This window comes from Terrilactibacillus tamarindi (genome assembly GCF_009718825.1).
Lineage (GTDB): Bacteria > Bacillota > Bacilli > Bacillales > Sporolactobacillaceae > Terrilactibacillus > Terrilactibacillus tamarindi.
This window is the reverse complement of record NZ_WNHB01000003.1, coordinates 19,472-46,022: the sequence shown is the minus strand read 5'-3', so window position 1 is coordinate 46,022 and position 26,551 is coordinate 19,472. Positions and strand designations below refer to the sequence as shown.

Below are 26,551 nucleotides of genomic sequence, written 5' to 3'. Positions count from 1 at the left end.
TTTTTATTTAGTAGATTTTATTTATCAGAGTCATTAAAGCGGTTGTTCAAAAAGTCACCAAGTCAAGTAACAAGTAATAAAGATAGACTAACATCCATTTATACCAAAATCATCAGACTTTCCTATCAATTGAATATTAATTTAAAATATTAATAGACTACTATCTGATATTCATTATTATATGCTTATTTTACTATTAAGCAACCCAAAATTTTGCAAATAATGTCGTATTTTACCTAATAATAGCCCTTTTCTTGCGTTTAAAAATAAACTAATTTTCATCTGAGAATTTCGCTTGATACATCGCCAAATCTGCTCTCTGAAGGAGCGTTAGAATATCAGATCCATCTTCTGGAAAGATACTAGTACCAATACTTGCCGAAATGGATATTTCATGGTTAATAAAATAATACCTTCTTGAGAGTTCTTTCTTTATGGTCCGACTTATATCGTTAATTTTTTCTAAACGTCTATTCACTAATACTAAAAATTCATCGCCCCCATATCGGTAGGCGTGAAAGTTTAATTGACTTTTTAACTTTTCAAGTCGATACCCTATCTCCTTTAATAACTGGTCACCCATGTTATGACCATAGGTATCATTTACTTCTTTAAAGCCGTTAATGTCTATAAATAAAATACCAAATCGTTGATGACTTTCTAAACATTCAACAACTTTTTCGTTAAATGAAATTCTGTTTGGCAAATCGGTTAGTGAATCGAAATAAGCCAATCGGTGAATCATAGCTTGATTGGCTTTTTGTGTTGTAATATCTTTTATGACGTGACCAAAGAGACATTCTCTTTTTGTTTTAATAATATAAGTCGTCATTTCTAACCAGATCATCGTACCATCTCGCTGTTTTGCCTTAAATTCAATGACATGGTCCGTATGTACAGGGTTCTCACATAACTGTTTTAGTTTATGTATTGATTGATCATTTTTATTTATAATGTCCGTGAGTTTCTTGCCAACCATATCGACTTTTTTATAGCCAAACAAGCGTTTAGCTACTTTGTTAACAAATTGAATTGTTAATTTTTGATTTGAAATAATGATAGCATCTTTTACAGTCTTAAATAGGTCATGATAAACTTTGACCATATCTATTCTGTTACGTTTACTTAAGCTTCTTTTAATTTCTCTTTTTAACCAATCGACGATAAATTTCATCATTCCTTGATTGATAAAATGAGAATCAATAGTGAATTTTTCATTTGAATAGAGAAGCAACACTGATAAACCATTCTTATCTGTGATTAATTTCTTCCCTATAATGTCATATTTTCCAAAGTCAAATCTATAATGATCCATATCCTTGCTCAAATCAAAGTAATCTGTAAATGGCTGATTAAGCCGGTCCCCTGATTTTAACCATGGTCCGACTGCATTTTCCACTATTCCTTCTCTGTCATATGAAAATGAAACAATCGCTCCACCTGATCCACCTGACAGTTGGCAGCTTAATAGAATTAGATCGTTCATCTTTTTAGATAAACTAGTCGATTTACACACGATATCGGTAAAAAGCTGATAATAATCGTTATTTTTTTTAAAAATCGTTTTTTTAAATACAGAGGCCATCCATTTTATATAGATGTCTAATGTTTGTTGATCATGCTTTGAAAAATGACTTGGCCGAGGATCCGCCAAAAGTAAATGACCGAGCAGTCTTCCCTTCATATCTTTTATAGGTTCACTAATTACAAAAGGTAAATCATGACTGTCAATGTCTAAATCGATTTCTCGGAGTTTATTTTTTGGAATTCCATAGGTTGAGAGGACATAGGGACGATCGTTTTCTAAAATGATTAAAATAACAATGGACTTCTTAAGAGTTTGAGCTACTTCATACAAAATAGGATCAAGATTCTCTCTAAGTTCAAAGACAGAGGGCTTTAAGGGAAAGGTGGTTTCAAGATCCTGATTTGTATTTTCAATTTTAATTATTTTATTGAGGAAGCTATCATGAAAATTCATATATCTCACTCTTCCAACTTATCATTTTATAACACTTTAAAAAAATTGATCATGTGCATTATGCATTTTTAAGACTTATGAACTATAAATAATGAATGCCATGAGTAGATTACCTATATTTAGGTAGATATATGATCACATAGATGGAGGATATAGGTATTATTAACCATTATATATAAGAATATTACTTAATTGCAAGAATTAAATAAATTATTATACAACGTGTAAAAAAAGACATAAGAATCTTAACAACTATAAAAAGCGCAATCCTAGAAACTGCGCTTTTCAAATAGCTAATGTTTACTTTATTTAACAGGTCAATTAACATTTCATTGTTATCCTACCGTCTTCATCAGCCCAATCAATAGTCCCCATTTTACAATAAGTAAAAACTAAAGAAACTTAAAATAAGGAGACATACTCCCCGTATCCTTCTTTAACAAGATCTTTCTTAGGTATAAACCGAAGAGCAGCAGAATTAATACAATACCGAAGTCCCGTTGAATCCGGTCCATCATGAAACACGTGACCCAAGTGTGAATCAGCGTACTTACTTCTAACCTCTGTTCTAATCATACCGTGACTTAAATCGGTATGTTCTTCAATATGAGCAGATTGAATTGGTTTTGTAAAACTTGGCCATCCACATCCAGCATCATATTTGTCTTTTGAGCTGAATAGAGGTTCGCCCGATACAACATCGACATAAATGCCTTCTTCCTCACTTGCATAATACTCATTTTCAAAAGGACGCTCCGTTGCATTTCGTTGAGTGACATTGAATTGAATATCCGTTAATTTCTTCCTCAATTCTTGTTCATCCTTTTTGACTCCCCAATGTTTTTTAATAAAAGCATCCCGGCCTGATCCTGTAAAATAGCGTTTATAGTGATATGGATTTTTTTTATAATAAGCTTGGTGATCATCCTCCGCAGGATAAAAAGTTTCCGCCGGTAAAATAGGCGTCACAATGGGTTTCTTAAAGATACCGCTCTCTTGTAATCTCTTTTTCGATTTTTCTGCTGCCGATTTTTGTTCTTCATTGTGATAATAGATGGCCGTGCGATAGGAAGATCCTTTATCAAAAAATTGCCCATCAGGATCAGTTGGATCAATTTGCTGCCAAAAGATCTCAAGTAATTTCTCATATGGGAAAACAGTTTCATCATAGGTTATCTGAACAGCTTCAACATGCCCTGTTAAGCCGGTTGTAACCTCTTCATAGCTCGGATTGATCGTATGTCCGCCTGTGTAGCCAGAAATGACGCTTTTAATCCCAGGTAGCTCGTCAAAAGGTTTTACCATACACCAAAAGCATCCCCCTGCAAAAGTCGCCCGTTGATAATGATGGTTATCTTGATTCATACGATTTTCTCTCCTTCTCTTTTACCATGTTATGTCTAATTTACCCGTAATAACTAGGTTATAGCCACAAATTTGCTTATCGTGTTCAAAATAGGCTATCATTTTCTCATCATCTTATGGATACATCATAATTTCGTCCGTTAGGGAATTCTGATAAACTGTTAAGATAAGATCAAAAGATGAAAATACCCTAATTAAAAGTCTATCGGTAACCGATGTCGTTAGGAGGAATTCGTGATGAAGCCTATAGAGCGTCATCTTGTTCAACCCCTTATTGAAAAGTTCAAGAATAAAAAGATTTATGTCCATCTTGAAACAACAAATGGGGCGTATGCAACACATACAGATCAAACTTTCCATTCAGCAGGTGCATTTATCCGGAATGCACGGGTTGAATTTTCACAAGGGAAACTCACAGGGAAAGGTCCATACCGTGTTGGTTTAAAAATGGAGCTAGGCTGGATCTATGCCGAAGGTCTCACCGATTTTGAAATGGATGAAAAAGGACGCTTGCTCCTCGCAGGGCATAATCATGAAGGTAAATTAGCTGTAGCACTCGAATTAAGCGAGCACCCTTTTTAAGAAAGAGGAGGTCATTAACTTGAATCAAAAACCCGTCCTTGTCATTTTTCCACATCCTGATGATGAGTCATTCGGAGTTGCTGGAAGCCTGATACAGTGGTCAAATCAAGGGATCCCGATTACTTATTTATGTTTAACACTCGGAGAAATGGGACGTAATATGGGCTCTCCTATATTCGCCACAAGGGAAACCCTGCCAGACTATCGAAAGAAGGAGCTCCAAGAAGCCAGTCGCCTTGCTGGAATTAAGGATCTTAGAATGATGGGCTATCATGATAAGACGATTGAATTTGAAGATAAAGACGCACTCGCCGATGTATTTATTCACGTTATTCATGAATTAAATCCTCAATTAGTTATTACATTCTATCCTGGATACAGTGTGCATCCAGATCATGATGCTTGTGGTGCAGCCGTTGTAAGAGCACTTGAAAAACTCCCAAGCCAAGACCGTCCACTACTACATTGTGTAGGATTCTCACATAATATTGTAGATGACCTTGGAAAGCCAGATGTCGTCCGTGATGTGACAGACGTTATCGATCAAAAGTTAGCCGTCTTAGCAGCTCACATGTCGCAGACAGCACCCATTATTCAAGAGATGAAACAAAATCCAAGTCTGCAAGAACGATTTAAGACAGAGGAATTTTGGACTTATTCATTTGATGAAAAATAATGAGTCTGATTTTGAAATTTGATATCTTTATAGCTTAGTGCTTATACTTTTAAATAAGATCTAAAGTAAGGAGTAGGTATTTATGACAACACATTACAAAGCTCTTACTGTTGCTGGTTCTGATAGCAGTGGTGGCGCAGGACTACAAGCCGATTTGAAAACCTTTCAGGAACTAGGCGTATATGGGATGAGTGCCATTACCACAATTGTCGCTATGGATCCGTATAATAGCTGGGCTCACCAAGTCTTTCCTATTAGTGTAGATATTTTGAAACCTCAATTAGACACCATTGTTGTTGGTGCTGGTGTAGACGCCATGAAAACAGGTATGCTTGGGTCTCCAGAGATCATTGAGTTAACGGCAAAAACAATTAAAGAACAAGGAATAAAGAACGTGGTGATTGACCCTGTCATGGTATGTAAAGGGGCTGATGAAGAACTTCAACCAGAGAATACAACCAGTTTACGTGAACTTCTAGTACCCTTAGCGACTGTAACGACACCAAATTTATTTGAAGCTGCAAAATTAGCTCAGCTTCCACCAATCACGACGGTCGATCAAATGAAACAAGCTGCTGCCATTATTCATGATCTTGGTAGTAACTATGTCATTGTTAAAGGTGGCAGCAAACTTAACACAGAAAAGGCTACGGATGTTCTTTATGATGGTCAAGATTTTGAATTAATTGAATCTGAAAAAATTGATACTCCATACATTCATGGCGCAGGCTGCTCCTATTCAGCTGCCATCACAGCCGAACTAGCCAAGGGCCGTTCAGTTAAAGAAGCAATCCAAACAGCGAAAGACTTCATCACCGAAGCGATTCGTCATTCATTTAAATTAAATCAATATGTTGGTCCAACAGACCATAGTGCGTATAAAAAGAGCTTAACTGCAACGAAAAATTAAGAATACTTAAGAACCTATCCATTAAAGATAGGTTCTATTTTTGTCCTAATAAAAAGTTACCTATGATTTTTTACACTAAGAGCCTCCCTTGCTGCAGCTTGTCCCGCCGCATGGCCAGTTACAAAAGCAGATGTGATATTATAACCTCCCGTATAGCCATGAAGATCCATAATTTCTCCACTAAAATAAAGACCTGACATTTTTTTTGACGCCATTGTTTTAGGATTTATTTCTTTTAAAGAGACCCCTCCACCTGTGATAAACGCTTTTTCAATGGGCAAGGTTCCCGAAACCCGCACCGGGAATGCTTTAAGCACACGAGCCATGTCACGACCTTTTTCATGGGGTAGTTCATGATAATTTATCGTTGGTGACACGTTAATCTGATCGAGAAGAAACAACAAGTATCTTTCTGGAACGATTCCTTTCCAAACCGATTTTAAAGCTTTTTTAGGACTCTCTTTAGCCAAACGTAGGAGTGATTGAAAAACCTCTTCTTCATTTCGATCCGGCATCGTATCAATTTGAACTTCCAAATAAGGTACTTTAAACTTTTTCAACGCTTTAACCACAAATTGGCTTAACCTAAGTATAGCTGGACCCGATAGACCAAAATGGGTAAATAGAACGTCCCAGCGATGTGTTTGAATTGATTTTCCCTTTGGATTCACAAGGGTTACGGCCACATCTCGTAAAGATAGTCCTTGCAGTACTTTCTGTTTAATAAAAGGTTCATCTGATAGCAACGGGACTTCCGTTGGATATAAATCAGTTATGGTATGTCCACAGGCCTTAGCCCACGCATACCCATCCCCTGTCGACCCGGTTTGAGGAACTGACTTTCCACCAACTGCAACAATCACCGTTAAGGCCATGATTTTTTCATTTGAAACCAGTTTTACCCCCTGCACTGAACCTTCTTTATTAAGAATAGCTTGGACAGGTTGATTAACACGTATCTCAACGTTAAGTGACTTCACCTTCTTTAACAAAGCATCAACGACAGATTTGGCATTATTGGACACAGGAAACATTCTTCCATGGTCCTCTTCTTTTAAAGCAATTCCAAGTTTTTCAAAAAAATTCATAATATCTTGATTATTAAAGGCCGATAAAGCACTATAAAGAAAACGACCATTCCCTGGAATATGACGAATTAAATCATCAATAGGCATCGCATTGGTGACATTACATCTCCCTCCGCCAGAAATAGCCAGTTTTCGCCCTAGTTTATCACCCTTGTCTAATAATAAAACAGATGCCCCATTCTCTGCGGCGGAAACAGCGGCCATTAATCCCGCTGGACCTCCGCCAATGACAATAACATCATATATCATTACAACACACCTCTATCATTATTTATCCCACCTTAACGGCAAGTAAGACCCCCATCTCAAGATTCTGAGTAGTCAAAGAAGATAGGTGAGGGATCAACTGCCCGTAAAGGTCCGATTGGTTCAGCTAACCATCAGTGGGGGATGAGGAAACCCCCCCACTGATGGAAGCTTCACTTTATCCCGCCTTAACGGGCATGAAGAACCCCCACTGATGGAAGCTTCACTTGTGACATAAATAGACTTATTAGAACATCATATAAAAAAATTCGATAAAAAAACCGACTTTTTTTTAAAAAGTACTTAGTTATCCTGAAAAACTAAGTTATTATTATAAGTAAATGAGACTTCAAATTTTGGGAGATTTATTCATTTCACTGTTTGATAGGTTAAATTATTGGGATTTTGCACAACATCGAATCGGTCGAAGATAGTCTATATTATTCCTCAATAATCTCATAAATAGAAGTTTTCGTTTAAAATAGATAGAACATCATGTTATGATTCCACATTAATTTAAGAAGGTGTCGACTTTGGAGTTTATTAAAAGATTTATGTCCTATATTAAGCATAAAAAAGCAAAAAGAGATCAAAATCGAACGGTTCAAACATTAGAGCCTGCTTTTTTTATCCTTGATTCGAACCTTCATTTTAGTTATTTGAATCATAAAGCGGAACGATTATTTAATAAAAAATTGAACCACCTTATTGGAAAATCCATAATACGGATTTTCCCCTCTTTAACTTACTTAATTGAAAGATGCCGATCATCTTATAAACGTCAAATGGTACAAAATTTTCATTACTTACTACCAATGATAGATAATTGGGTTAATGTATTTATCTATCCATCGAAACATCATATTTGTATTTTCATACAAACAACCACACCGAATGAACACCTGTACATACCCGACACGAAAGTCTATCGTCATATTTTTGATCATTACCCGGAAGCCATTTCTACTTTGGATATGGATGGTTTTATTGGTACCGTTAATCATGCTTGGGAGAATCTCTTAGGAATATGTGAAAAGACTATCCATGGCCGACCTCTTAGTAACATTATATCTAAACGTGATAAACATACGGTTATTCAAGAAATAAAGAATGTATCGAAAGGGCAAACTGTGCAAATCCGCGTCAATGCTTTATACCGTTTCAAAAAAGAGTTTGATGTCCATATCACGATGATGCCTATTATGATACAGCAACAAGTGGTTAGAATTTTTATTACATTAAAAAAAGAGCCTCAGCTCCCTACCCATACAAAGAAGATGAAAAAGAATGAAATACAACAATCCTTGTTTCATAAGATGAATGAGATAATTGGTTGGAACTGGGATTATAACCTTGATCAATTGACTTGGTTCCCACTTAATCTAGATCTCTTTGGTATCAAAAGCGAAGAACAAATCAATTCACATAAAAAATACACCATGTTAGTCCATCCCGATGATCGTGATCAATTTATTGATAATATTAATCAGGCAAAGATAAAACAAGACGAACCTTCTTCTCTCTCTTATCGTATTATTCGTCCAAATGATCAAGAGATTCGTTATATACAAAGTTTGGTGCAACCAAATCACAACCATCATCAGTTAACGGGCGTTATCAAAGATACCACAGATATCATTCAAGAACAAAATAAATTAAAAAGAATAGAAAAGCTCTACCAACTCATTACTGAAAACTCCTTAGATGTTATTGCTTACTCTACGCCCGATGGAAGGTATGAATATGTTTCATCTGCTGCACGGAGGTATGGATACGAACCAAAAGAATTAATCGGCCATCACATTTCAAATTATTTGCATCCTGATGACTTATATAAATTAGATTCACCTGATTATACCAATGTTTTAATTTTCCGTTTTCGTCACAAAGAGGGACACTATGTTTGGTTTGAACAATCACTTCAATATATAAAAAACGATCAGAACCAAGTTGTAAAAGTACTTTCTATAAGTCGAGATATTAGTGAAAGAATTGAAACAGAAAACCTGATGAAACGTTCCGAAAAGCTGACAATGGCTGGAGAGCTTGCTGCAGGAATTGCACACGAGATAAGAAACCCTCTGACTTCTCTAAAAGGTTTCTTACAAATGATGCAATATGGTTATTCCGTCAAACAGCAATATTATAACGTCATGGAATCAGAGCTCAACCGCATCGAAATGATTTTAAATGAATTGTTATTACTGGCCAAACCAACCGTTAACAAGTTCCAAAAAGAAAATGTCATGACACTCATTAACCATGTGACAACCTTGCTTGGAAGCGTGGCTAATATGAGTAATGTTGAACTCATCATTCATCCTCCAAAGAAAGAACTTTGCATTAATTGTGATGAAAGTCAAATAAAACAAGTGTTAATAAATTTAATCAAAAATGCGATCGAGGTTATGCCAAATGGAGGTAAAGTCACGATCGACGTTAAGCTTCTTGAAGGATTTGTTATGATAAGTGTCACCGATGAAGGACCAGGTATACCTGAGGCAAAAATAAAAAACATCGGTCAGCCCTTTTTCACTACAAAAGAACAAGGAACGGGTCTAGGCCTAGCTGTTAGTTTTAACATCATAGAGAATCACAATGGTAAAGTATCTATAGAAAGTGAAATCAATAAAGGGACAACCTTCAAAATAAGTTTCCCAATAGTGGAGTGAGGAGCCTACTTATCTAAAGCCAGGTAAATCATCATCTGGCTTTAGATCTTATTAAGATACCGATATTCGTACTACTCCCTAATGACTCGAAACCCATTCGTCTCTGCAGGACCCCTTGAAATAATCGATTGTAATTTAGAAGCTAAACTATCTGGATCGAGCGGCATATCTTCCTTAATCCACCACTCAAGTACACCAAGAATGCCCGATGACACAAACGTTACCGTTACTTCTAAATTTACAGGATCTACAGAATTCGTGAAATGCGGATTTTCTTTTACCTTTCCTACCATAGCCCTTTTTAGTTGTTGCCGAAATCCAACAACACCCTCATTTAAAAACATCACTTTAAAAAACAAATGGTGGTCGCGTATGTGTTTTAAAATTTTTGTTATGTATTCAATGACGAGCTTTTCTTTTAATCTACCGTAGTTTAGTGCTTTCTCCGGTTCAAGATTTTTCAATAATAATTGTATCTCTTCTTTTATGATTTGGCTTAAGAGATCATATTTATCTTTATAGTGCAAATAAAATGTCCCTCTACCGATAAGGGCCTTTTCTGTAATATCCTTGATCGTGATGTGTGTAAAATTTTTTTCCGACAATAATTTGATAAACTGCTCTTTTATGGCGTGTTTTGTTTTTTTAACACGTAAATCCACTGAAGGTTCATCCATCTTTCTCACTCCTATTGAACATTTCTATATTATTTGTTCATTAGCCAACATTTCATCAACCATTGCATATTGTTTTATAAGCATTCCCATCTTAACATAATTACTGTACACAGTGTTCAATATTGAATATAAGTTCACTAACGTCTTACATGAAAGGATGCGACCAAATTGATTATTCAACTTAGTGGTCACCATTTAACTAAGAAGTTTAAACAACAAACCATTTTAAGTGATGTCAATCTATCATTAGCCTCTGGAGAAATTTACGGTCTGCTCGGACCTTCTGGATCTGGTAAAACAACTTTAGTTAAAATATTACTTGGACTCGAAAAGTGCGATCAAGGTAAAGTGGAACTTTTTAATCAAAAACCGAGTATTTCATCCTTCCGTCATTTAGGGTATATGGCCCAATCAGATGCGTTGTATGAAGAGCTCACAGCCTATGAAAATTTAGACTTTTTTGGTTCCATTCAAGGTTTGAGAAAAAAAGAAAGAAAGCAACGAATCGAGGAAGTTGCTGAAATCGTTCACTTAAGGAACGACTTATCAAAGAAAGTACTGCAATACTCAGGTGGGATGAAACGCCGGTTATCATTAGCCTGCGCCCTTATTCATAAGCCGAAACTTTATCTACTCGATGAACCAACCGTTGGGCTAGATCCATTGTTACGACAATCGATTTGGAAACTCTTTCAAAAGTTAAAAGAAGATGAGGCAACTCTGATTGTAACCACCCATGTGATGGATGAAGTGAATCGCTGTGATCGGGTCGGTCTATTAAAGGATGGGAAAATTCTGGCTACTGGATCTCCAGCTGATCTATTAAAAACCTATCAAGTCGATTCTATCGAAGATATTTTTTTAAAAGGGGTGAGCCACTAATGCAAAATATCTTAGCCTTAACGAACCGAATTTCGAGACAGTTTATCCGAGATAAACGCACGCTTGCTTTATTAATTGTTGCACCTATTCTTATCCTAACCCTTGTATGGGTCGTATTTGGAGCAAAAACGGATGAACCAAAACTCGCTGTTGTCGGTGATTCAAAGCTGCCCATGGTGAAGCAATTTACACTGCAAGACATTAAGAGCCTTAATCTGAAACAAGCCAAATCTGAGTTAAAAAATCAGGAAATTGATGCTTATATCGAAATTAAAGAGCCGCTTTCTGTTCATCTCGAAGGCAGCGATCCGCCTACGAATCAAAGAGCCCTAAAAAAGATTCAAGATACCCTTGGTCAGGCTCAAAATCAAGGTCAACAAAAACTCTCTATACATTACCTTTATGGTAATAAAGACATGAAAATGTTTGATTCGTTCGGACCTGTTCTACTTGGTTTATTCGTCTTTTTCTTTATTTTCCTCTTAAGCGGCGTCTCTTTCTTAAGAGAAAGAACAACCGGAACTCTTGATCGACTTATGGCCTCGCCTATAAAAAATATTGAAATTATTCTAGGCTATCTTTCAGGGTTTGGACTATTTGCGATGATTCAATCTATTATTTTAACGTTTTATAGCATTTATGTACTCCAAATGAATATTGAAGGCTCGATTTTTTATGTCCTTCTAACGATCTTCATTCTGTCATTAAGTGCCCTGACTCTCGGGATGCTACTATCAACATTTGCACGAAATGAATTACAAATTGTTCAGTTCATTCCAATTGTCATTGTCCCACAAATCTTCTTTTCTGGGTTATTCAAGCTTGATAACTTGCCATTATGGGGACAAATCATAGGTAAATTCACCCCACTTTATTATGCTGCTGATGCATTAAAAGACATCATGATCCGCGGAGCTCAGTTCTCCGATTGGTGGGGCGATCTTGCTCTATTATTAGGTTTCTCTCTTCTGTTTATCATTTTGCATATGGTTACGTTAAGAAGCTACCGAAAAGCATGATGTTAGCGAGAAATGATCAAACTTTTGTATAACAAAAGAACTATGATAACGATCCACGTTGATTTTGCAATAAAAAAAAGAAAAACGTATGCCCTTGTCTATAGGGGCATACATTACATAGGGATCAAGATTTTTGTTTTTCTATTTCTTCTATCAGGAGAGATAACGCTTCCCAACGCTCCATGGCTTGCTCTAATGCTACTTCGGTTTCTTGTTGTTCATGAAACAACTCCTGAACCTTTCCAGCATCGCTACCCGCTTCAATAATAGCATTTTGTAAATCTTCTAATCTTTGTTCTAAATGGGTGATTTTATCTTCTAAACCATTCCATTCTTGCTGCTCTTTATAGGATAACTTTACCTTTTTCTTAGCTGAAGAACGATGGTTTTTTTCAGTCACTTTCTTATTATCATCGGTTTGCTTTACCCGTTGTTCCGCTTCTTTTTCTTCTTTACGTACTTGAAGGTAGTCTGTATAATCTCCTTCAAATCTTCGGATCACGCCATTTTTTTCAAAGGCAATCAAGTGATTTACGACGCGATCAAGAAAATAGCGATCGTGGGAAACAGTGATCACCACTCCCGGAAATTGCTCCAAGTAGTCTTCTAAAACAGTGAGGGTCTCGGTGTCTAAGTCATTGGTCGGCTCATCAAGAAAGAGCACATTCGGCTCTTCCATTAAGACACGCAAAAGATAGAGGCGCTTTCTCTCTCCTCCAGACAGTTTCCGTATATACGTATACTGCATACTTCTAGGGAATAAAAACCGTTCAAGCATCTGTTCAACTGTCACCGTTTGACCATCCGCCGTCGTCATGATTTGCGCTTGCTCTTTGATATAGTCAATAATACGCAGGTTTTCATCCATTTCAACAGGTTCCTGCGTATAATAACCCAATTTTACCGTTTGCCCGATCTCAATTTCACCAGAATCGGGTTGAATGCGCCTCGCCATCATATTTAAAAGCGTTGTTTTACCACTACCATTCGCACCGATAATACCAACTCGTTCACGAGGGACGACAAGATAACTAAAATGATCGATTAATGGTTTTCCACCAAATCCCTTTGATACATCCTTCACTTCAATCACTTCTTTACCTAAACGAGTCGAGCCAATCGCTAAATCGACATCCTGATGTTGGACAAATTCCTTTTTTTCTTTCATTTCATGGACTCGATCGACCCTGGCTTTTTGTTTGGTTGATCTCGCTTTGGCCCCTCTTCTTAGCCAGGCGAGTTCTCGGCGAAGTTGATTACGATGTTTTGCATCATCCGCTATAGCTTGTTCCTCTCGTTCCGCCTTCTTCTCCAAAAAGATTTCATAGTTTCCATCATAGATGTAAAGCTTCCCTTTATCTAATTCATAGATACGATTCGTTACTCGATTCAGAAAATACCGATCATGGGTAACCACAAGCAGAGCACCCGGATAAGTTGATAGATACTCTTCTAGCCATTCTATCGTTTCATTATCTAAGTGGTTGGTTGGCTCATCTAAAATCAATAAGTCTGCTGGTTGAATGAGTGTTCTAGCTAGGGCTACACGTTTTTTTTGACCACCGGAGAGAGCTTGAATACGTTTATTAAATTGGGTAATACCAAGCTTCGTTAAAATGGTTTTTGCTTCTGATTCTGCTTCCCATGCGCGAGCTGTATCCATGGATTGCTGCGCTTTTAAAAAATGAGACTGCTCTTGTTCGCTGTCCGGCTCACGTTCTAGTCCCTGCAAGGCTTTTTCATAGGCTCTTAAAGCTACCATAATCGATGAATCCCCGCCGTATATGTAATCCAATACGGTGACGTCACGTTCAAAACTCGGGTCTTGAGGTAAATACTCAGCATGAAAATCATTCGCATGTTGGATGGAACCTTGTTCTGCACTATCCTCACCAGATAAGACTTTTAGCAAGGTTGATTTTCCAGTTCCATTAACACCAATAAGCCCAATTCGTTGTTTTTCCGAAATGGTAAAAGATATATGATCAAATAAGGTTTTATCACCATATGTTTTTACGAGATTGTCTACTGCAAGAATACTCATTTCCATCATCCTTCTCTTTCAGGCACTCTCTTTATTATAAGCGAATGGTGCACAACATGAAAAGTTAATTGTGTTTGAGTTGTACGGGGTGGTCGACGCATCTGTATTTCCTCACAGGAGGGGGGTGTTATCCATGACAGTTGCAGATGCTTTAGCTTGTTGTTATACCTTTTATAAAAAAGTTAGAATTTAGTGTGTTTCATTATAGACTTGTATTTAAAGAATGATTTAAAAATGACTAACGATTCAAAGTCGTTAGCCATCATCTTCCATAATCACGCCTTATTAAAGTAAAGATCTCTTTCAATAAGGAATGACTTTATTTGTATTTTTGTAGATTTTTCTTCATAAGAGAGGCTACTTGTATATTATCTTGTTGAGAAGTGCTTTCTAGATGTTTAATAATTAACTCTTGTCGTTTCACGGGATGATTTTGACTTAATTTAGCTTTTGCTTCAATTTTTGTGATTTTTATTCTGAACGCTGCAATTCCTTTACTCATTCCTTCGATAAAACTAGGATCAACATCATTTAAATTGTATGGACTATCAGGGCTTTCATATTTATTTACCAAATCATTTAAAGAATCGAATATGATTTTTTTATCTTCGACCATCTCCATCTTTCCATATAAATGTATAGACACATAATTCCAAGTAGGTACTGCTTTAGTTGTTTCATACCAAGTAGGTGAAATATAACAGTGGGGACCTTGGAAAATCGCAAGGACTTGTTGGTTTTCAGCATCCTTCCATTGTTCGTTCGGACGTGCAAAATGACCATATAAAGCCTTTTCAGATTTATTTAACATCAGTGGAAGATGAGTAGCGTAAGGTTCTCCTTTATGCTGAGAAAATAAAGTTGCAAAGCCATATTTTTCGATAAAATCATAAATTACTTCTTCATCGTCAATTTTAAAATGTTTAGGTATATACATAATAATCCACCCTTCAAAAAATTTTATTAGGTCGTTTTGGTCATTATAAAGTCCGTTTGTTCTTCATCACCCATATAAAAAGAGTGGGCTCCAGTTTGAACAAACCCCATTTTCTTATAAAAAGCAATAGCATTTTCATTTTTTTCCCATACGCCTAGCCAAATTTTTTTAAAATTACTTTCCACCGCAATTTCCATAGCTTTATTTAGCAGATATGTACCAAGCCCCTGTTTTTGAAATTTGTTCATTATATAAATCCTCTCAATTTCAAGTGATTCATCCCCCATTTCTTCAGACTGAGCGTCATTGAGATTGACCTTTAAATATCCAGCGACTTCATTATTAACATAAACAAAAAAGAATTGCGAAGAAATATTGGATAATTCTTTTTCTAATTGTTTTAAGTTAAATGCCCTTTCCAAATAGGCATTAATATTTTCGGGTGAATTCTGATGCTTAAATGTCTCATTAAATGTTTCATAACTAATTTCTTGAAGTTGGCGTAAATCTTCAAGGGTACACTTTTTTATATTTATAGTCATTTAAATATGTCGCTCCTTTACATCATCAATAATTTCTCTTGTTTCCCTTTTTTACAAACTCCCAGTCTTTTTCTATATTTTTTCTTACTCTTTGAAGAAGATTGAAAATGGTTTCTACTTCTCTTTCAGAAAATCCCTCTAATGCAACGCTATTGGAATAATCATTTTCTCTTTTTATAAAAGGAAATACATTTTTCCCTTTCTCTGTAGAGAAGAGTTTTTTTATTTTTTTGTTGTGTTCATCTTCTTTCTTTTCAATAAAGCCATTAATTTCAAGCTTTTTTATAGCACGAGCCGCTGTTGTTCGATCTACTTTTATCATCTCAGCTAACTTTTCTTGAATGATTCCTGGATTTTCACATATTCTCACAAGGTACAAATACTGCCCTTTTGTAAGGTCATATTCTTTAAATTCTATATTACTTATTGAGTCTAATGCCCTTGCTATCAATCCAATTTCACGAAGTATTTCCATCATAATTAACCCCTTAACTGTATTTTTGTTGTAAATGCAACAAAAATGACATATATTAAATTTAACTTAATTTTGTAGTATTTGCAATAATAAAATAATGATAAAGAGGTCGAGTAAAGTGAAATATGTTTTTTATGTATTAGGAATTTTAATATTAATCCTTGGTATTTCTTTCACTATACAATCGGATCTTGGGACTGCACCTTTTGATGCACTTTTGGTAGGACTGTCCATAAATGTGGGACTTACTGTGGGAAGTTGGGAAATAATAATCGCTTTAATATTGAAAGGTTGTAATTCACTTTTAAAAGGACAAAGACCAGAAGTTTTGCGGTTATTAACTGCATTTATAACGGGTGTAGGTATTGATATGTGGCAAGAAAGATAAAAAGCATTCTAAGCGAATGCTTTTTATCTTTATCATAGGGAATTTTTTCGAAAATCTGTTAAACTGAAATGTATTTAAGATAGAGGCTCTTTGTCTAATTTTCTTAAACCTCATTTACTTTCCTTTTCTTTTCGATAGTCAACCATATCATAAACGGCTACAGGTACATTCTCTATAAAAGGTGTGACCTGCCCGCCGCTAAACAAGATTAAATCGTGCATCGCCCGTGTACAGGCTGTGTAAAATAAATTTCTTTCTGTTTCCCGGTGGTAATGTTCAAGCGATGCGTCATGAATAATGACAGCATCAAATTCAATCCCTTTGGCGAGGTAAACAGGGATGATGATAAATCCTTTTTTAAACGTATAGGTTTCTTTATCCATCAGCTGTATGGGTAATTTGTCTTTCAAATGATCATAGGCTTGTCTGCTTTCTTTCATCGTTTTACAAATGAGGGCGATGGTTTCTTTTTTTTCATCCTTTAATTGCTTCATTTTAGAAAGAATACCATCATAACGTTCCAATGAATCATCCACTTTGATCACAAGCGGCTTTTTTCCTTGTCGTTTAAACGGTTCAATCGACTTTCCTTCTGGTATGATGGGTCTTGTAAAGGCCATAATATTTTCGGTTGATCGGTAACTTTTTAACAACGTCACTTTTCTAGTGGTATCCTGACTATAGTGATGATTCGAAAGAAGCGTGTCCTCATGAAACGTATGCGCATAGATGGCTTGACTTAAATCACCAAGAATGGTCATATTACAGTTTGGAAAAGCTCGTTTAATATAATCAAATTGAAAAGGTGAATAATCCTGAGCTTCATCTATTAGAATGTGCTTGATCGACATATTTGGTTTCCGCCCTGTAAGACAATCTTTTAGATAAAGGAAAGGCACGGCATCCGCCCATGAACATTGTCCATCATCAAGTTGCCTGATCGTCTCATCACATATCGATGACCACCTTGATGGTAAGTGAATATGATCAAATGACGCATCCTTGCTATACTCAAATAATTGACGATAGATAGCCGGAATATCGATGAATGTCAACTTCTTCACTTGTTTTCGAATAGGAGTAAAATGTTTTCGAATCACGATTTTCCGAATCATCCCTTCCTCCCGATCATAATCATCAAAGGTATCATCCGTAAAACGCTTGTCTCTTTGTAACTTTTTATAAACATTTAACAAATCTTCTTTATCGAGAAGCTCTCCTTCTTCCAAAACCCAATCTTCTTTTCGTTCTTTAAGGGCGATACGACTCACTTTCTCTAACAGAGATTCTGTGAGCATGGCCATACGATTTGAAATAGGGATACTTTGATCCATTGAATAAAAGACAACAGCGATATCCTCTTTAGAAATAATTACACGATCTCGAAATGTCATATCATTAAAAATAAGTCCACTTGAGCTTAACGACTTAACATATTGCTTTATCAGAGCTTTAAAATTTAATGTTGCTTTATAACGGATGCCTTCAATGTCTGTTTCATAATTTGTATGGTCTTCTGGTGTTAAATACATTTCCATTTGAGAGAATGGGTCTTCCAAACGTAGCTCGCCGTCTAACCGGTCTTCGATATAATCTTTTAATGTGGTTTGAAGCATATTTTCTTCCCCAAGTTCAGGTAATACCGTTGAGATATAACTATTAAAAATAGGATTCGGAGAAAAAAGCAAAATATTTTCTGAGCCTAGAGTTTTTCGATAGTGATAAAGTAAAAAGGCTACCCGCTGTAATGCCGCTGATGTTTTTCCACTTCCAGCTGCCCCTTGAACAATTAAAAACTTACTTGATGTATTACGTATAATTTTATTTTGTTCCTTTTGAATCGTCGCAACAATACTTTTCATCTGTGTGTCTGTATTATTCCCTAGAACATGCTGAAGAAGAGCATCCCCTATGGTGACACCTGTATCAAACATTCCCTCTAACTTTGATTGTTTAATAATGAATTGCCGTTTCAACGTGATTTCACCCGTGATCTCACCATCCATAGCCTGGTAGGATGCTGGTCCTGGAGTATAATCGTAATACATACTAGAGATAGGCGCTCGCCAATCGTATATAAGAAAATCTTCATCTTTTTCATCCATTAAAGATGCTATACCAATATAAATGGATTCAGCTTCGTTTTCACCCGATTCAATAAAATCAATCCGGCCGAAATAAGGGGAATCTTCTAGTCTTGCTAAGGTTTTAAGCCCACGATGAATTTGCCCATGACTTCTTTCACGTTCAGATAACAATTCCGCCTGTTGCCTCAAACTGGCTTGAGTTTCTACAATATCATCTGGTTCGTCAACATTGACCGTGACATCTTCCCAGAAATTTTTTCGCAAATCAACAATACCTTCTTTTAAGCCACTAGCATGTCCTGTTAACTTTTGGACTTTACGCTTAATGGTTTCAAAAATAGCGTTCAATCTCTTACGTTCAAAGTTCAAGCTTTTATTCTCCATCAAGACACCCCTTTGTTATAACGTGATATCGACTTTCCATTTGTATAATAGATATAAATTGACAACAACGATAGGTTGTGGTAAAATATAAATTGTAATACTATGTCTAAATATTAACTTTAATGAATCTTTAATATATCATACGAATCTCTAATCTGCAATATTTAGTAATCATTATTTCCCCAATTTCTTTTGTTTTACTCCATCAATTGTTTAAGAACACGCTTTAATATTTTTGTTTCTTACATTTATAGAGGTTGTTCAAAAAGTCACCAAATGATAAGCTGCGAATCTCGGCGTTGGCTTGTTTTTCCGGTCCTCATGTAGCGGATACAAGAGGATCTTCAACTAAAATCGCTCACGTCCTGTGAGCAACGTTGAAGCTACCACATCGTGTGGAATGCCGGTCCTCAAAACTGCGCCGCCTTGATCTTCTTGCTTCTAATTTGTCACCTTTTTGAACACGCACTTATAGCTATAAGTTATTAATCCTATGCATATAAATTATTTTACACTTGGTTCTCATGATATTATTCTAAAAGTATCTCTCTCTTCAGATGCAAATTAATGTTATTAAAAGTGATTTTTCTTTAAACTATAAAGTAGCGCTCACTAAGGAGATGACTTTTAATGGTTGAAAAAAGACGAGTAAGCGAAAGTCGAATCGTTAATACAGATCAAGTCCTAATAAGTGATTTAAACAATTATAACACTCTTTTTGGAGGCGTTCTCATGAAACGTCTTGACGGGTGTGCGACCCTTTCTGCAAGGCGCCATTCTAGGGTGAAAGAATGCGTAACAGCGTCCACCGACTCGATTGATTTTCTCTGTCCGATCACACAGGAAGATTCCGTATGCTTTGAATCCTTTGTTACATATACCGGACGATCCTCCATGGAGATTTTTTGTAAGGTCATTGCTGAAGACATGATTACAGGTTATCGAAGAATAGCGGCCACAGCTTTTCTTACTTTCGTCGCCTTAGATGAAAATAAAAAACCCGTTCCTGTTCCTGGGGTCATCCCTGAGTCAGAAGAAGAAAAATATTTATTTAATACAGCCCCTAGAAGAGCAGAACATCGTAAACAAAGGAGACAGCATAGTAAAGAACTCGCTGAATTTATTACTTTAAAAAAACCTTGGGAATAATATAATTAAATTTTAGATGAACACAAATGATTTCTCACTCTACAAAAACTTTCATATAGAAAAAGGTGAATATCCAAGTGAAGGTCTTATCCAATCTGCACGACTTACGAGAAGCAAAAGAAAAGATTGAAACATACAAAAATGAGCATGAAGAAACCTTTAGCCACTTACTACATTTAGTTAATCTGACCCGTCAATTACAATTCAAGTATGATTATCTCTGTGGAATCATAATGGGAGAAGATGTGACTCAAGTAGCTCCCCATTTCGTTCAAGATTCAATCATCGACCTCTATAAAAACGAAATAAATAAAATTGATCAGCGTTTTCATGACCTTAATGCATTAAAGTCACTATTGCGGGATTGCCGCAACATTGGTTACGAAAATTTCTGTTTGTTAGTCAAAGGAAAAACACCTGAAGAAATCAAAGGGATCTACCGCTCACGAAAAATGAGCTAATCGAAACTCAAGCAGCGTCACTATTGTGACGCTGCTTGTTTAATCTCTTACGAAACTCGCTTTATAAAGTGAAACTTCCATTAGTGGGGGTTTTCTTCATCCCCCACTGATGGTTAGCTGAACCAATCGGACCTTTACGGGCAGTTGATCCCGCCTATCTTCTTTGAATACTCAAAATCTTGAAGTGGGGGTCTTTACTTGCCGTTAAGGCGGGATAAAAAGACGGTTCAGAGAATCGTAAAGAATTAATACTTACTTAAGAACGATTTTTTGATATTACCCACAAAATTGCTTTTATGGTGCATGACAACATTTACATGATGACTCTGAGTCTTATCTTTCTATTTACAGCATGATCCAAAATATAGATGGTAATGGTTTTGGCATCCAGGGTTAAAATCAGCCTGACACTTTGGACAGGTAAAACCACAATTCATGTATTCACTAATCGTTAATTCATGTCCACAAACACCGCAAAGAATCGCTTTTTCATCATATTCATCTTCGTTCCATTGCTCACTTTTGTGATCTGCTACTTCCTCGTGACATTCATAACACGAGTAATATTGACCACAGCATTTGAATTTGATGGCTATCACATCTTTTTTTGTATGATAGTGTTTACATCTAGTTTCGTTATCAACCTCTACTCCGTATACCATTGGCCTTGTTTTTTTCAAAAATACCACCCCGAAGATCATTATACCGAAAATAACTTACTTCTATTGATCTAATTTTTAATTATATTTTTTAAACCTCCACATGTGGCTTAAGAAATCCCCTTTCTCTATAGGGAGAGTGATGCCAACATTCATCAATTCATCTCCTCCAAATACTTTACCTGTGTTAACGTCTTTATAAAGATAGTCTGGATTTAATCCAACAAGCTTCAAAATTCGTATCGGCTGTGCTGGTACAGCTAATACTCGGTAGTGGAAGCAAATAAATTCGTCTTGGTCTGGCGAGACAAATATCCATGCTGTTTCATTACCTTCAAATGGACTTAAGATACGATGAAACGTTCCAAATTGAATTAACGGTCGGATCTCTTTATAAAAGGCCACTTGCTTCTTAACCATCTCTTTTTCTTTCTTCGATAACTTCGTCAAATCTAGTTCATAACCAAAATTTCCAGACATGGCTACATAACCTCTAGTTTCTAATGGGGTTATTCGACCAACTTGATGATTCGGAACTGTCGATACATGAGCACCCATTGTAATAGGCGGGTAAATGATACTTGTTCCAAATTGTATTTTTAACCGGGAGATGGCATCTGTATTGTCACTCGCCCATACTTGGGGCATATAGTAAAGCATTCCTGGGTCGTATCTGCCTCCGCCACTTGAGCAACTTTCAAATAATATTTTAGGATATTTAGAGGTGATGACTTCCAGGACGTAATACAATCCTAACATGTAACGGTGAGCCGTTTCCCGTTGACGTTCGGGCGGTAATAAGGCTGACCCAATCTCGGTCATATGCCGATTCATATCCCATTTTACATAACGGATTAGGGCACTCGATAATACATTCGATAACGCTTCAATCAGATATTCACAAACATCTTGACGCGATAAGTCTAGAACGAGTTGATTTCTTGCAACGGTTCTTGGCCTGTTAGGTACATGAAGACACCAATCCGGATGTTTTCGATAAAGTTGACTGTCTGGAGACACCATTTCAGGTTCAAACCATAGTCCAAACGCCATACCTTTTCCTTCAATTCTTTTAGCTAAGCGGTTTAATCCATGTGGTAACTTTCGCTTATCCACAACCCAATCACCTAGAGAACTCTTTGCATTATCGCGCCTCCCAAACCAACCATCATCCAAAACAAAAAGTTCAATACCTAGAGAGCTTGCTTCATCAGCCAACTCTTCAATTTTTTTCTCATTAAATTTAAAATAGGTTGCCTCCCAATTATTAATTAGTATGGGCCTGATTCGATCCCGATAGAGCCCCCGACACAAACGCTCTCGATAAAGATGGTGATACGTTTGAGACATCCCATCGATTCCTTGATCTGAATAAACCATGACGACTTCAGGTGTTTGGAATATCTCCTTCGGTGTTAATAACCAACTAAAATCGAAGGAATTGATTCCGATAGAAGCACGGGTGGTATGATATTGGTCCACTTCTACCTGTGCTTGAAAATTACCGCTATAAACAAAACTAAGTCCATAGCTCTCCCCACGTGTTTCATCTGTACCTTTTCGTAACAAGGCAAAGAACGGATCATGCTGCAGGCTACTCGCCCCACGCCTACTTTCTATAACTTGCATTTCCATAGCCAGAGGATGCCTTGAGATATTCCGTTCATTTGTATGCGATCCATAAAGAGTAAGTAGATCAAATTGATCATCACGAAAGTCTACACTGCTACTTAGCGCGCGCAATATTTTTAAATTCTCTTTCCCCTTATTATGGAATTGAACAGACCTCGTCATCGCATTGTACTTCTCAAACAAGGTATACGAGAGTGTCACCCATAGTCCAATTACTTTATCAATTAAGACAATTTCTAACGTCTCTGCTTCATGTTCATGCTCTACATATGTGGCCGGAAGATACTTCAATTTTGATTTCCCTTTATGTATACGATAGGAGTGGTAGCGTAAATCAGTCACCGTTGAACCATTTTCGAGCTGGATTTGATACGCTGGATGCCTAAAGTCGCCATTCCCATAAGCTGGATATTCTAAAGGAATGTTATCTAAAGAAAAGGTTCGATCTGAAGGGTCCGGATTGGGAGCAAATCCTCCTCTGTTGACGAAAAGAAGCGGACTGCTTTCTCTATACTCTTTCACCTTCTTCCCCCAATACAAATGGGCTAAATACCCTTCACGAATCACTTGAAAGACATAGCTAAATCCCTTTCCTTGCAAGTGGAAAAGGCATCTTTTCTTATCAAATAAAATCACATGACCACTCCCCTCATCTTTTGAAATTCGGGTAAACCATATTAGAGAATCTATATCATCAAACTTAGCCAAAAATCTTTCACATTAACCCGAATAGTATAAATACACTCATCTTATATCTATGTTCAACCTACAAAAAAAATATAAATTAAAACAGAAACAAAAGGCCTCAATCCCTTGTTTCTGTTTTTGTTTTGGATACTATTGATAAACGTTTTTTTAACTCTTCGGATTAGATGACCATGATGATTAACATGATTCTCTTGAGATAAAATAGGGTTTTAGACGGTAATCATGATAATCCGAATTCTGCTTGTTAATTTTGGACAATAAGATTTCTGCCGCTTTTTCCCCAACTTCAAAAGCCGGCTGCTTAATAACCGATAAAAATGGTGTTGTCACTTTCGTCCATTCATAATCATCATAACCAATCACCGCAAGGTCATTTGGTATATCAATTTTTTTGTGCTGTAAATAATGAATGGCACCCATTGTTAGTGTATTATTAGCAATAAACAAGGCCGTGACCTTTTGACTTTCGAGTAAATCACGAGTTAATTGCACGCCTGTTTCAAAATTGGATGGACCTGATTTTATTAAATTTGTATCAATAGGTATACCGTATTTTGATAACGCTTTCAAATACCCTTGAAAACGTTCATCACTTGTGTTTTCTCCACGTTCAGACGATATAAATCCAATCCGTGTATGGCCTTTATGAATCATATGTTGGACAGCTTCAAATACACCTTCCTGATTATCAATAAGAATCGCATCCCCAGGTTGATTCCTCATTTTCCTATCCACGTATACGATCGGATAATCCCCAAAAAGGGTATGATTGCGGACTTTTTCTCGCAAACTATTGGTTGGAGCTAGAATAAGCCCATCAATACATTTTGTATTAAAGACCTGGATTTGTTCTTCTTCGTCAGATTCATTATTGTAACTGCTAAAAATAAGATGGTACCCTTGTTTCTTAATATAATGCTGTATTCCCTGAGCGACGGACATATAGAAAAAGTCAGGTGCCCCTTCATTGACTGTTGGAACAATGAGCCCAATCGTTTTTGATTTTTTGCACCTCAAACTCCTTGCGATCAAATTAGGATGATAATTGAGAGCAGCCATCGCTTTTTGGACTTTTTGTTTTGTTACATCTGACACGAAACGGGTTCCATTGATGACATGGGATACCGTGGCTGTTGAAACACCTGATTTCTTTGCAACATCTTTTATATTTACTGACATATTAAACGCACCACCTAATTTTATTTTTGCAATCGTTTACAAATTTATTTTACTTATTATTCACTGTATCAAAATATATGCTTAATCGATCTTATAACTATACATATGTGCTCATCAAACAAGAAATGATTACGCTTACAAGTTTATTTATAAATAATCCGGAAAATTCAATCACTAATCATATTATAAAACAAAACGATTAACTATTTCCAACTATTAGACTTTTATTTTATTAAAGGCTGAGTTACATGATGAACACCAACGAGCCCAAGGCATGTTAATAAGATACGCTCAGCACCTAAAAAAGCATCCTTTGGATCAAAATACTCGTTTAAAGTGTGTACTTGACCGTAGTTCCCTCCGCCTCCAAGTGTTACGGCTGGAATTCCTAAGCTAATTGGAACATTTGAATCAGTACTACTCGGACCTTCCAGTGTGGCCGTTAACCCAATCGCTTTAACAGCAGCTTTAGCCGCTTGAACAATAGTGGCTTCTTCTGATTGTTCCCCTGCAGGACGATCTCCGACTTGATGGATATCTACAGAAATTGAATTCGTATTCCAGCGACTATTTTCCTCTTCCACCGCTGAATAGATGTGAGATAGAGCGACTTTCTTAAGTTTATTCAGCTCCTCATATGAAGAAGAACGCAAATCGAGTGACATCGTGGCATCAGCTGCGATGGTATTAATGGACGTCCCACCTGTTACGGTTCCTACAGTAAAGGTTGTTTTCGGTTCGAAAGGAACCCGCATATCAGCAAGCTTGGCTATAGCTCTACCCATAGCATGAACGGCACTCGGTGTTCCAAAAGCACCGAAACTATGCCCGCCCGGACCTTTGAAAGTAACATGATAGCGATAGCTGCCTGTAGCGAGATAGATAATTTCTTCGGGTGTTCCTGGTTCAATGGAAATAAACCCATCGATCGCCTTATCTTGTTCAAAAAGGGCTTTTACTCCTCGTAAGTCACCTAAACCTTCTTCACCAACTGTTGCCACAAATACTAAATCTCCGACGGTTTGTATCTGACTATGATTTAGGGAACGAAGTAACGTAAGTAGTACTGCAAGACCTCTTCCATCATCAGAAATGCCGGGTGCATAGATCTTGCCATTTTTTATCGTCGCTTTTGTGTCTGTTCCTTCTGGAAATACGGTATCTTGATGTGCGGATATAACAAGTCGAGGGGAAGACTCTGTTCCCCGTCTAATACCAATAATATTTCCTTCTGAATCTGTCTTAACATCTTCTAGTCCATATAAAATGAATTGCTTTTTCATGAACTCTCCACGATCATATTCTTTAAATGACGGAGCAGGAATAGAAGTTAAATGAATTTGCTCTTTGGCCGTTTGTTCGTTGTCCGCTTCTAAAAATGCAAGACCTGCTTTAACTTCAGGATTTTCTATTAGTTGATGGTAAGTTGTGTTAACTGTATCTTTATCGACCACTGTTCTTAGATTATTTCCATCCATTATGACAAGCCCCCACTTTTCATTCATTTCATACATGATATATTCTATAAATTAACGAAAAACCCTTTTTACCTGGACGAATACTTTTCGTAAAAATTCGACTTTAATTTTGATTTACAAAAAAAGATCTAGTAAAACTAATCTCAGACTGGTAAGATTTCCGCTGCGGGTGGACGCTTTCCGAGGGCGGGGTCGAGCCGCTTCCCTCGCTACGCTCAGTCCAGGGTCTCGCCTATCCCGCTTTTCCCGCAGGAGCTAGCGACGAGGAGGCTCGCGGACGCCCCCCGGAAAGCAAGCGCCTGGAGCGGAAATCACCCTTTTCTCTACCAT

At 36.8% G+C, this 26,551-nt stretch carries 21 protein-coding genes and 1 pseudogene; 9 read left to right on the top strand and 13 right to left on the bottom strand.

What is annotated here, in order from left to right; genetic code table 11:
* Positions 1–271 precede the first annotated feature (271 nt).
* Both GMB86_RS02465 and msrA read right to left on the bottom strand, forming a co-directional pair.
* On the bottom strand, positions 272–1,981 hold the full coding sequence (locus tag GMB86_RS02465) for a sensor domain-containing diguanylate cyclase (RefSeq protein WP_155216496.1): 1,710 nt from the start codon (positions 1,979–1,981) through the stop codon (positions 272–274).
* Between the two features lie 402 nt (positions 1,982–2,383).
* Positions 2,384–3,346 (bottom strand): peptide-methionine (S)-S-oxide reductase MsrA, encoded by a 963-nt coding sequence (msrA, locus tag GMB86_RS02460; protein ID WP_155216494.1) that lies wholly within the window; start codon positions 3,344–3,346, stop codon positions 2,384–2,386.
* A gap of 237 nt (positions 3,347–3,583) precedes the next feature.
* Between msrA and GMB86_RS02455 the strand changes: the two genes are divergently transcribed.
* From GMB86_RS02455 to pdxK, 3 genes are all read left to right on the top strand, one after another.
* On the top strand, positions 3,584–3,928 hold the full coding sequence (locus GMB86_RS02455) for a YojF family protein (protein ID WP_155216492.1): 345 nt from the start codon (positions 3,584–3,586) through the stop codon (positions 3,926–3,928).
* A gap of 19 nt (positions 3,929–3,947) precedes the next feature.
* Complete coding sequence (gene bshB2, locus GMB86_RS02450) at positions 3,948–4,604, top strand: bacillithiol biosynthesis deacetylase BshB2 (protein WP_155216490.1); 657 nt, start codon at positions 3,948–3,950, stop codon at positions 4,602–4,604.
* Between the two features lie 82 nt (positions 4,605–4,686).
* Entirely contained in the window at positions 4,687–5,514 is an 828-nt protein-coding gene (gene pdxK / locus GMB86_RS02445) for a pyridoxine/pyridoxal/pyridoxamine kinase (RefSeq protein ID WP_155216488.1), read from the top strand.
* Between the two features lie 56 nt (positions 5,515–5,570).
* Here the strand turns inward: pdxK and GMB86_RS02440 are convergent, their stop codons facing one another.
* Positions 5,571–6,851: a BaiN/RdsA family NAD(P)/FAD-dependent oxidoreductase gene (locus GMB86_RS02440; RefSeq protein WP_155216486.1), complete on the bottom strand. Its 1,281-nt coding sequence runs from the start codon at positions 6,849–6,851 to the stop codon at positions 5,571–5,573.
* 551 nt (positions 6,852–7,402) lie between these two features.
* Between GMB86_RS02440 and GMB86_RS02435 the strand changes: the two genes are divergently transcribed.
* On the top strand, positions 7,403–9,520 hold the full coding sequence (locus tag GMB86_RS02435; RefSeq protein WP_196220102.1) for a PAS domain S-box protein: 2,118 nt from the start codon (positions 7,403–7,405) through the stop codon (positions 9,518–9,520).
* A 71-nt stretch (positions 9,521–9,591) separates the two neighbouring features.
* Here the strand turns inward: GMB86_RS02435 and GMB86_RS02430 are convergent, their stop codons facing one another.
* Positions 9,592–10,197, bottom strand: a complete 606-nt coding sequence (locus GMB86_RS02430; protein ID WP_155216482.1) for a TetR/AcrR family transcriptional regulator — start codon at positions 10,195–10,197, stop codon at positions 9,592–9,594.
* Positions 10,198–10,365: 168 nt separating this feature from the next.
* Between GMB86_RS02430 and GMB86_RS02425 the strand changes: the two genes are divergently transcribed.
* Positions 10,366–11,079, top strand: coding sequence for an ABC transporter ATP-binding protein (locus tag GMB86_RS02425; protein WP_155216480.1), 714 nt, complete (start codon positions 10,366–10,368; stop codon positions 11,077–11,079).
* The gene (locus tag GMB86_RS02420) at positions 11,079–12,098 is read left to right on the top strand and encodes an ABC transporter permease (protein WP_155216478.1); all 1,020 of its coding nucleotides are present in this window, start codon (positions 11,079–11,081) and stop codon (positions 12,096–12,098) included. The genes GMB86_RS02425 and GMB86_RS02420 overlap by 1 nt, the downstream gene beginning before the upstream one ends.
* Before the next feature lie 124 nt (positions 12,099–12,222).
* Here GMB86_RS02420 and GMB86_RS02415 read toward each other — a convergent pair whose 3' ends face one another.
* The 4 genes from GMB86_RS02415 to GMB86_RS02400 all read right to left on the bottom strand — a co-directional run bounded on the left by GMB86_RS02415 (position 12,223) and on the right by GMB86_RS02400 (position 16,099).
* The gene (locus GMB86_RS02415; protein WP_155216476.1) at positions 12,223–14,142 is read right to left on the bottom strand and encodes an ABC-F family ATP-binding cassette domain-containing protein; all 1,920 of its coding nucleotides are present in this window, start codon (positions 14,140–14,142) and stop codon (positions 12,223–12,225) included.
* 319 nt (positions 14,143–14,461) lie between these two features.
* A complete protein-coding gene (locus GMB86_RS02410; protein ID WP_155216474.1) occupies positions 14,462–15,079 on the bottom strand; it encodes an FMN-binding negative transcriptional regulator in 618 nt (205 codons plus the stop codon).
* Positions 15,080–15,105: 26 nt separating this feature from the next.
* Positions 15,106–15,621, bottom strand: coding sequence for a GNAT family N-acetyltransferase (locus tag GMB86_RS02405; RefSeq protein WP_155216472.1), 516 nt, complete (start codon positions 15,619–15,621; stop codon positions 15,106–15,108).
* 25 nt (positions 15,622–15,646) lie between these two features.
* Positions 15,647–16,099 carry a MarR family winged helix-turn-helix transcriptional regulator gene (locus tag GMB86_RS02400; protein ID WP_155216470.1) on the bottom strand — a complete coding sequence of 151 codons (453 nt, stop codon included), beginning with the start codon at positions 16,097–16,099 and terminating at the stop codon, positions 15,647–15,649.
* A 115-nt stretch (positions 16,100–16,214) separates the two neighbouring features.
* Here GMB86_RS02400 and GMB86_RS02395 point away from each other — a divergent pair.
* Positions 16,215–16,472: pseudogene (locus GMB86_RS02395) on the top strand (YitT family protein); the annotation flags it as partial.
* Between the two features lie 122 nt (positions 16,473–16,594).
* On the opposite strand, the gene helD reads toward GMB86_RS02395, so the two are convergent.
* The gene (gene helD / locus GMB86_RS02390; protein WP_155216468.1) at positions 16,595–18,955 is read right to left on the bottom strand and encodes an RNA polymerase recycling motor HelD; all 2,361 of its coding nucleotides are present in this window, start codon (positions 18,953–18,955) and stop codon (positions 16,595–16,597) included.
* A gap of 630 nt (positions 18,956–19,585) precedes the next feature.
* On the opposite strand from helD, the gene GMB86_RS02385 reads away from it, so the two are divergent.
* On the top strand, positions 19,586–20,104 hold the full coding sequence (locus tag GMB86_RS02385; RefSeq protein ID WP_155216466.1) for an acyl-CoA thioesterase: 519 nt from the start codon (positions 19,586–19,588) through the stop codon (positions 20,102–20,104).
* A 77-nt stretch (positions 20,105–20,181) separates the two neighbouring features.
* Positions 20,182–20,565: a hypothetical protein gene (locus GMB86_RS02380; RefSeq protein WP_329602716.1), complete on the top strand. Its 384-nt coding sequence runs from the start codon at positions 20,182–20,184 to the stop codon at positions 20,563–20,565.
* A 341-nt stretch (positions 20,566–20,906) separates the two neighbouring features.
* On the opposite strand, the gene GMB86_RS02375 is transcribed toward GMB86_RS02380, so the two are convergent.
* The 4 genes from GMB86_RS02375 to GMB86_RS02360 all read right to left on the bottom strand — a co-directional run bounded on the left by GMB86_RS02375 (position 20,907) and on the right by GMB86_RS02360 (position 26,248).
* A complete protein-coding gene (locus GMB86_RS02375) occupies positions 20,907–21,227 on the bottom strand; it encodes a CHY zinc finger protein (RefSeq protein WP_230458975.1) in 321 nt (106 codons plus the stop codon).
* Between the two features lie 75 nt (positions 21,228–21,302).
* Positions 21,303–23,492 carry an alpha-galactosidase gene (locus GMB86_RS02370; protein ID WP_329602715.1) on the bottom strand — a complete coding sequence of 730 codons (2,190 nt, stop codon included), beginning with the start codon at positions 23,490–23,492 and terminating at the stop codon, positions 21,303–21,305.
* 249 nt (positions 23,493–23,741) lie between these two features.
* Positions 23,742–24,743 (bottom strand): LacI family DNA-binding transcriptional regulator, encoded by a 1,002-nt coding sequence (locus GMB86_RS02365; protein WP_155216460.1) that lies wholly within the window; start codon positions 24,741–24,743, stop codon positions 23,742–23,744.
* A 224-nt stretch (positions 24,744–24,967) separates the two neighbouring features.
* Positions 24,968–26,248: a M20/M25/M40 family metallo-hydrolase gene (locus GMB86_RS02360; protein ID WP_230458965.1), complete on the bottom strand. Its 1,281-nt coding sequence runs from the start codon at positions 26,246–26,248 to the stop codon at positions 24,968–24,970.
* Positions 26,249–26,551 lie beyond the last annotated feature (303 nt).

Excerpts from the sequence above, each read along its gene's own strand:
- GMB86_RS02465 (WP_155216496.1), bottom strand. The coding sequence starts at position 1,981 with ATGAATTTTCATGATAGCTTCCTCAATAAAATAATTAAAATTGAAAAT.
- msrA (WP_155216494.1), bottom strand. The coding sequence starts at position 3,346 with ATGAATCAAGATAACCATCATTATCAACGGGCGACTTTTGCAGGGGGA.
- GMB86_RS02455 (WP_155216492.1), top strand. The coding sequence starts at position 3,584 with ATGAAGCCTATAGAGCGTCATCTTGTTCAACCCCTTATTGAAAAGTTC.
- pdxK (WP_155216488.1), top strand. The coding sequence starts at position 4,687 with ATGACAACACATTACAAAGCTCTTACTGTTGCTGGTTCTGATAGCAGT.
- GMB86_RS02440 (WP_155216486.1), bottom strand. The coding sequence starts at position 6,851 with ATGATATATGATGTTATTGTCATTGGCGGAGGTCCAGCGGGATTAATG.
- GMB86_RS02435 (WP_196220102.1), top strand. The coding sequence starts at position 7,403 with ATGTCCTATATTAAGCATAAAAAAGCAAAAAGAGATCAAAATCGAACG.
- GMB86_RS02430 (WP_155216482.1), bottom strand. The coding sequence starts at position 10,197 with ATGGATGAACCTTCAGTGGATTTACGTGTTAAAAAAACAAAACACGCC.
- GMB86_RS02420 (WP_155216478.1), top strand. The coding sequence starts at position 11,079 with ATGCAAAATATCTTAGCCTTAACGAACCGAATTTCGAGACAGTTTATC.
- GMB86_RS02415 (WP_155216476.1), bottom strand. The coding sequence starts at position 14,142 with ATGAGTATTCTTGCAGTAGACAATCTCGTAAAAACATATGGTGATAAA.
- GMB86_RS02410 (WP_155216474.1), bottom strand. The coding sequence starts at position 15,079 with ATGTATATACCTAAACATTTTAAAATTGACGATGAAGAAGTAATTTAT.
- GMB86_RS02405 (WP_155216472.1), bottom strand. The coding sequence starts at position 15,621 with ATGACTATAAATATAAAAAAGTGTACCCTTGAAGATTTACGCCAACTT.
- GMB86_RS02400 (WP_155216470.1), bottom strand. The coding sequence starts at position 16,099 with ATGATGGAAATACTTCGTGAAATTGGATTGATAGCAAGGGCATTAGAC.
- helD (WP_155216468.1), bottom strand. The coding sequence starts at position 18,955 with ATGGAGAATAAAAGCTTGAACTTTGAACGTAAGAGATTGAACGCTATT.
- GMB86_RS02385 (WP_155216466.1), top strand. The coding sequence starts at position 19,586 with ATGGTTGAAAAAAGACGAGTAAGCGAAAGTCGAATCGTTAATACAGAT.
- GMB86_RS02375 (WP_230458975.1), bottom strand. The coding sequence starts at position 21,227 with ATGGTATACGGAGTAGAGGTTGATAACGAAACTAGATGTAAACACTAT.
- GMB86_RS02365 (WP_155216460.1), bottom strand. The coding sequence starts at position 24,743 with ATGTCAGTAAATATAAAAGATGTTGCAAAGAAATCAGGTGTTTCAACA.
- GMB86_RS02360 (WP_230458965.1), bottom strand. The coding sequence starts at position 26,248 with ATGAATGAAAAGTGGGGGCTTGTCATAATGGATGGAAATAATCTAAGA.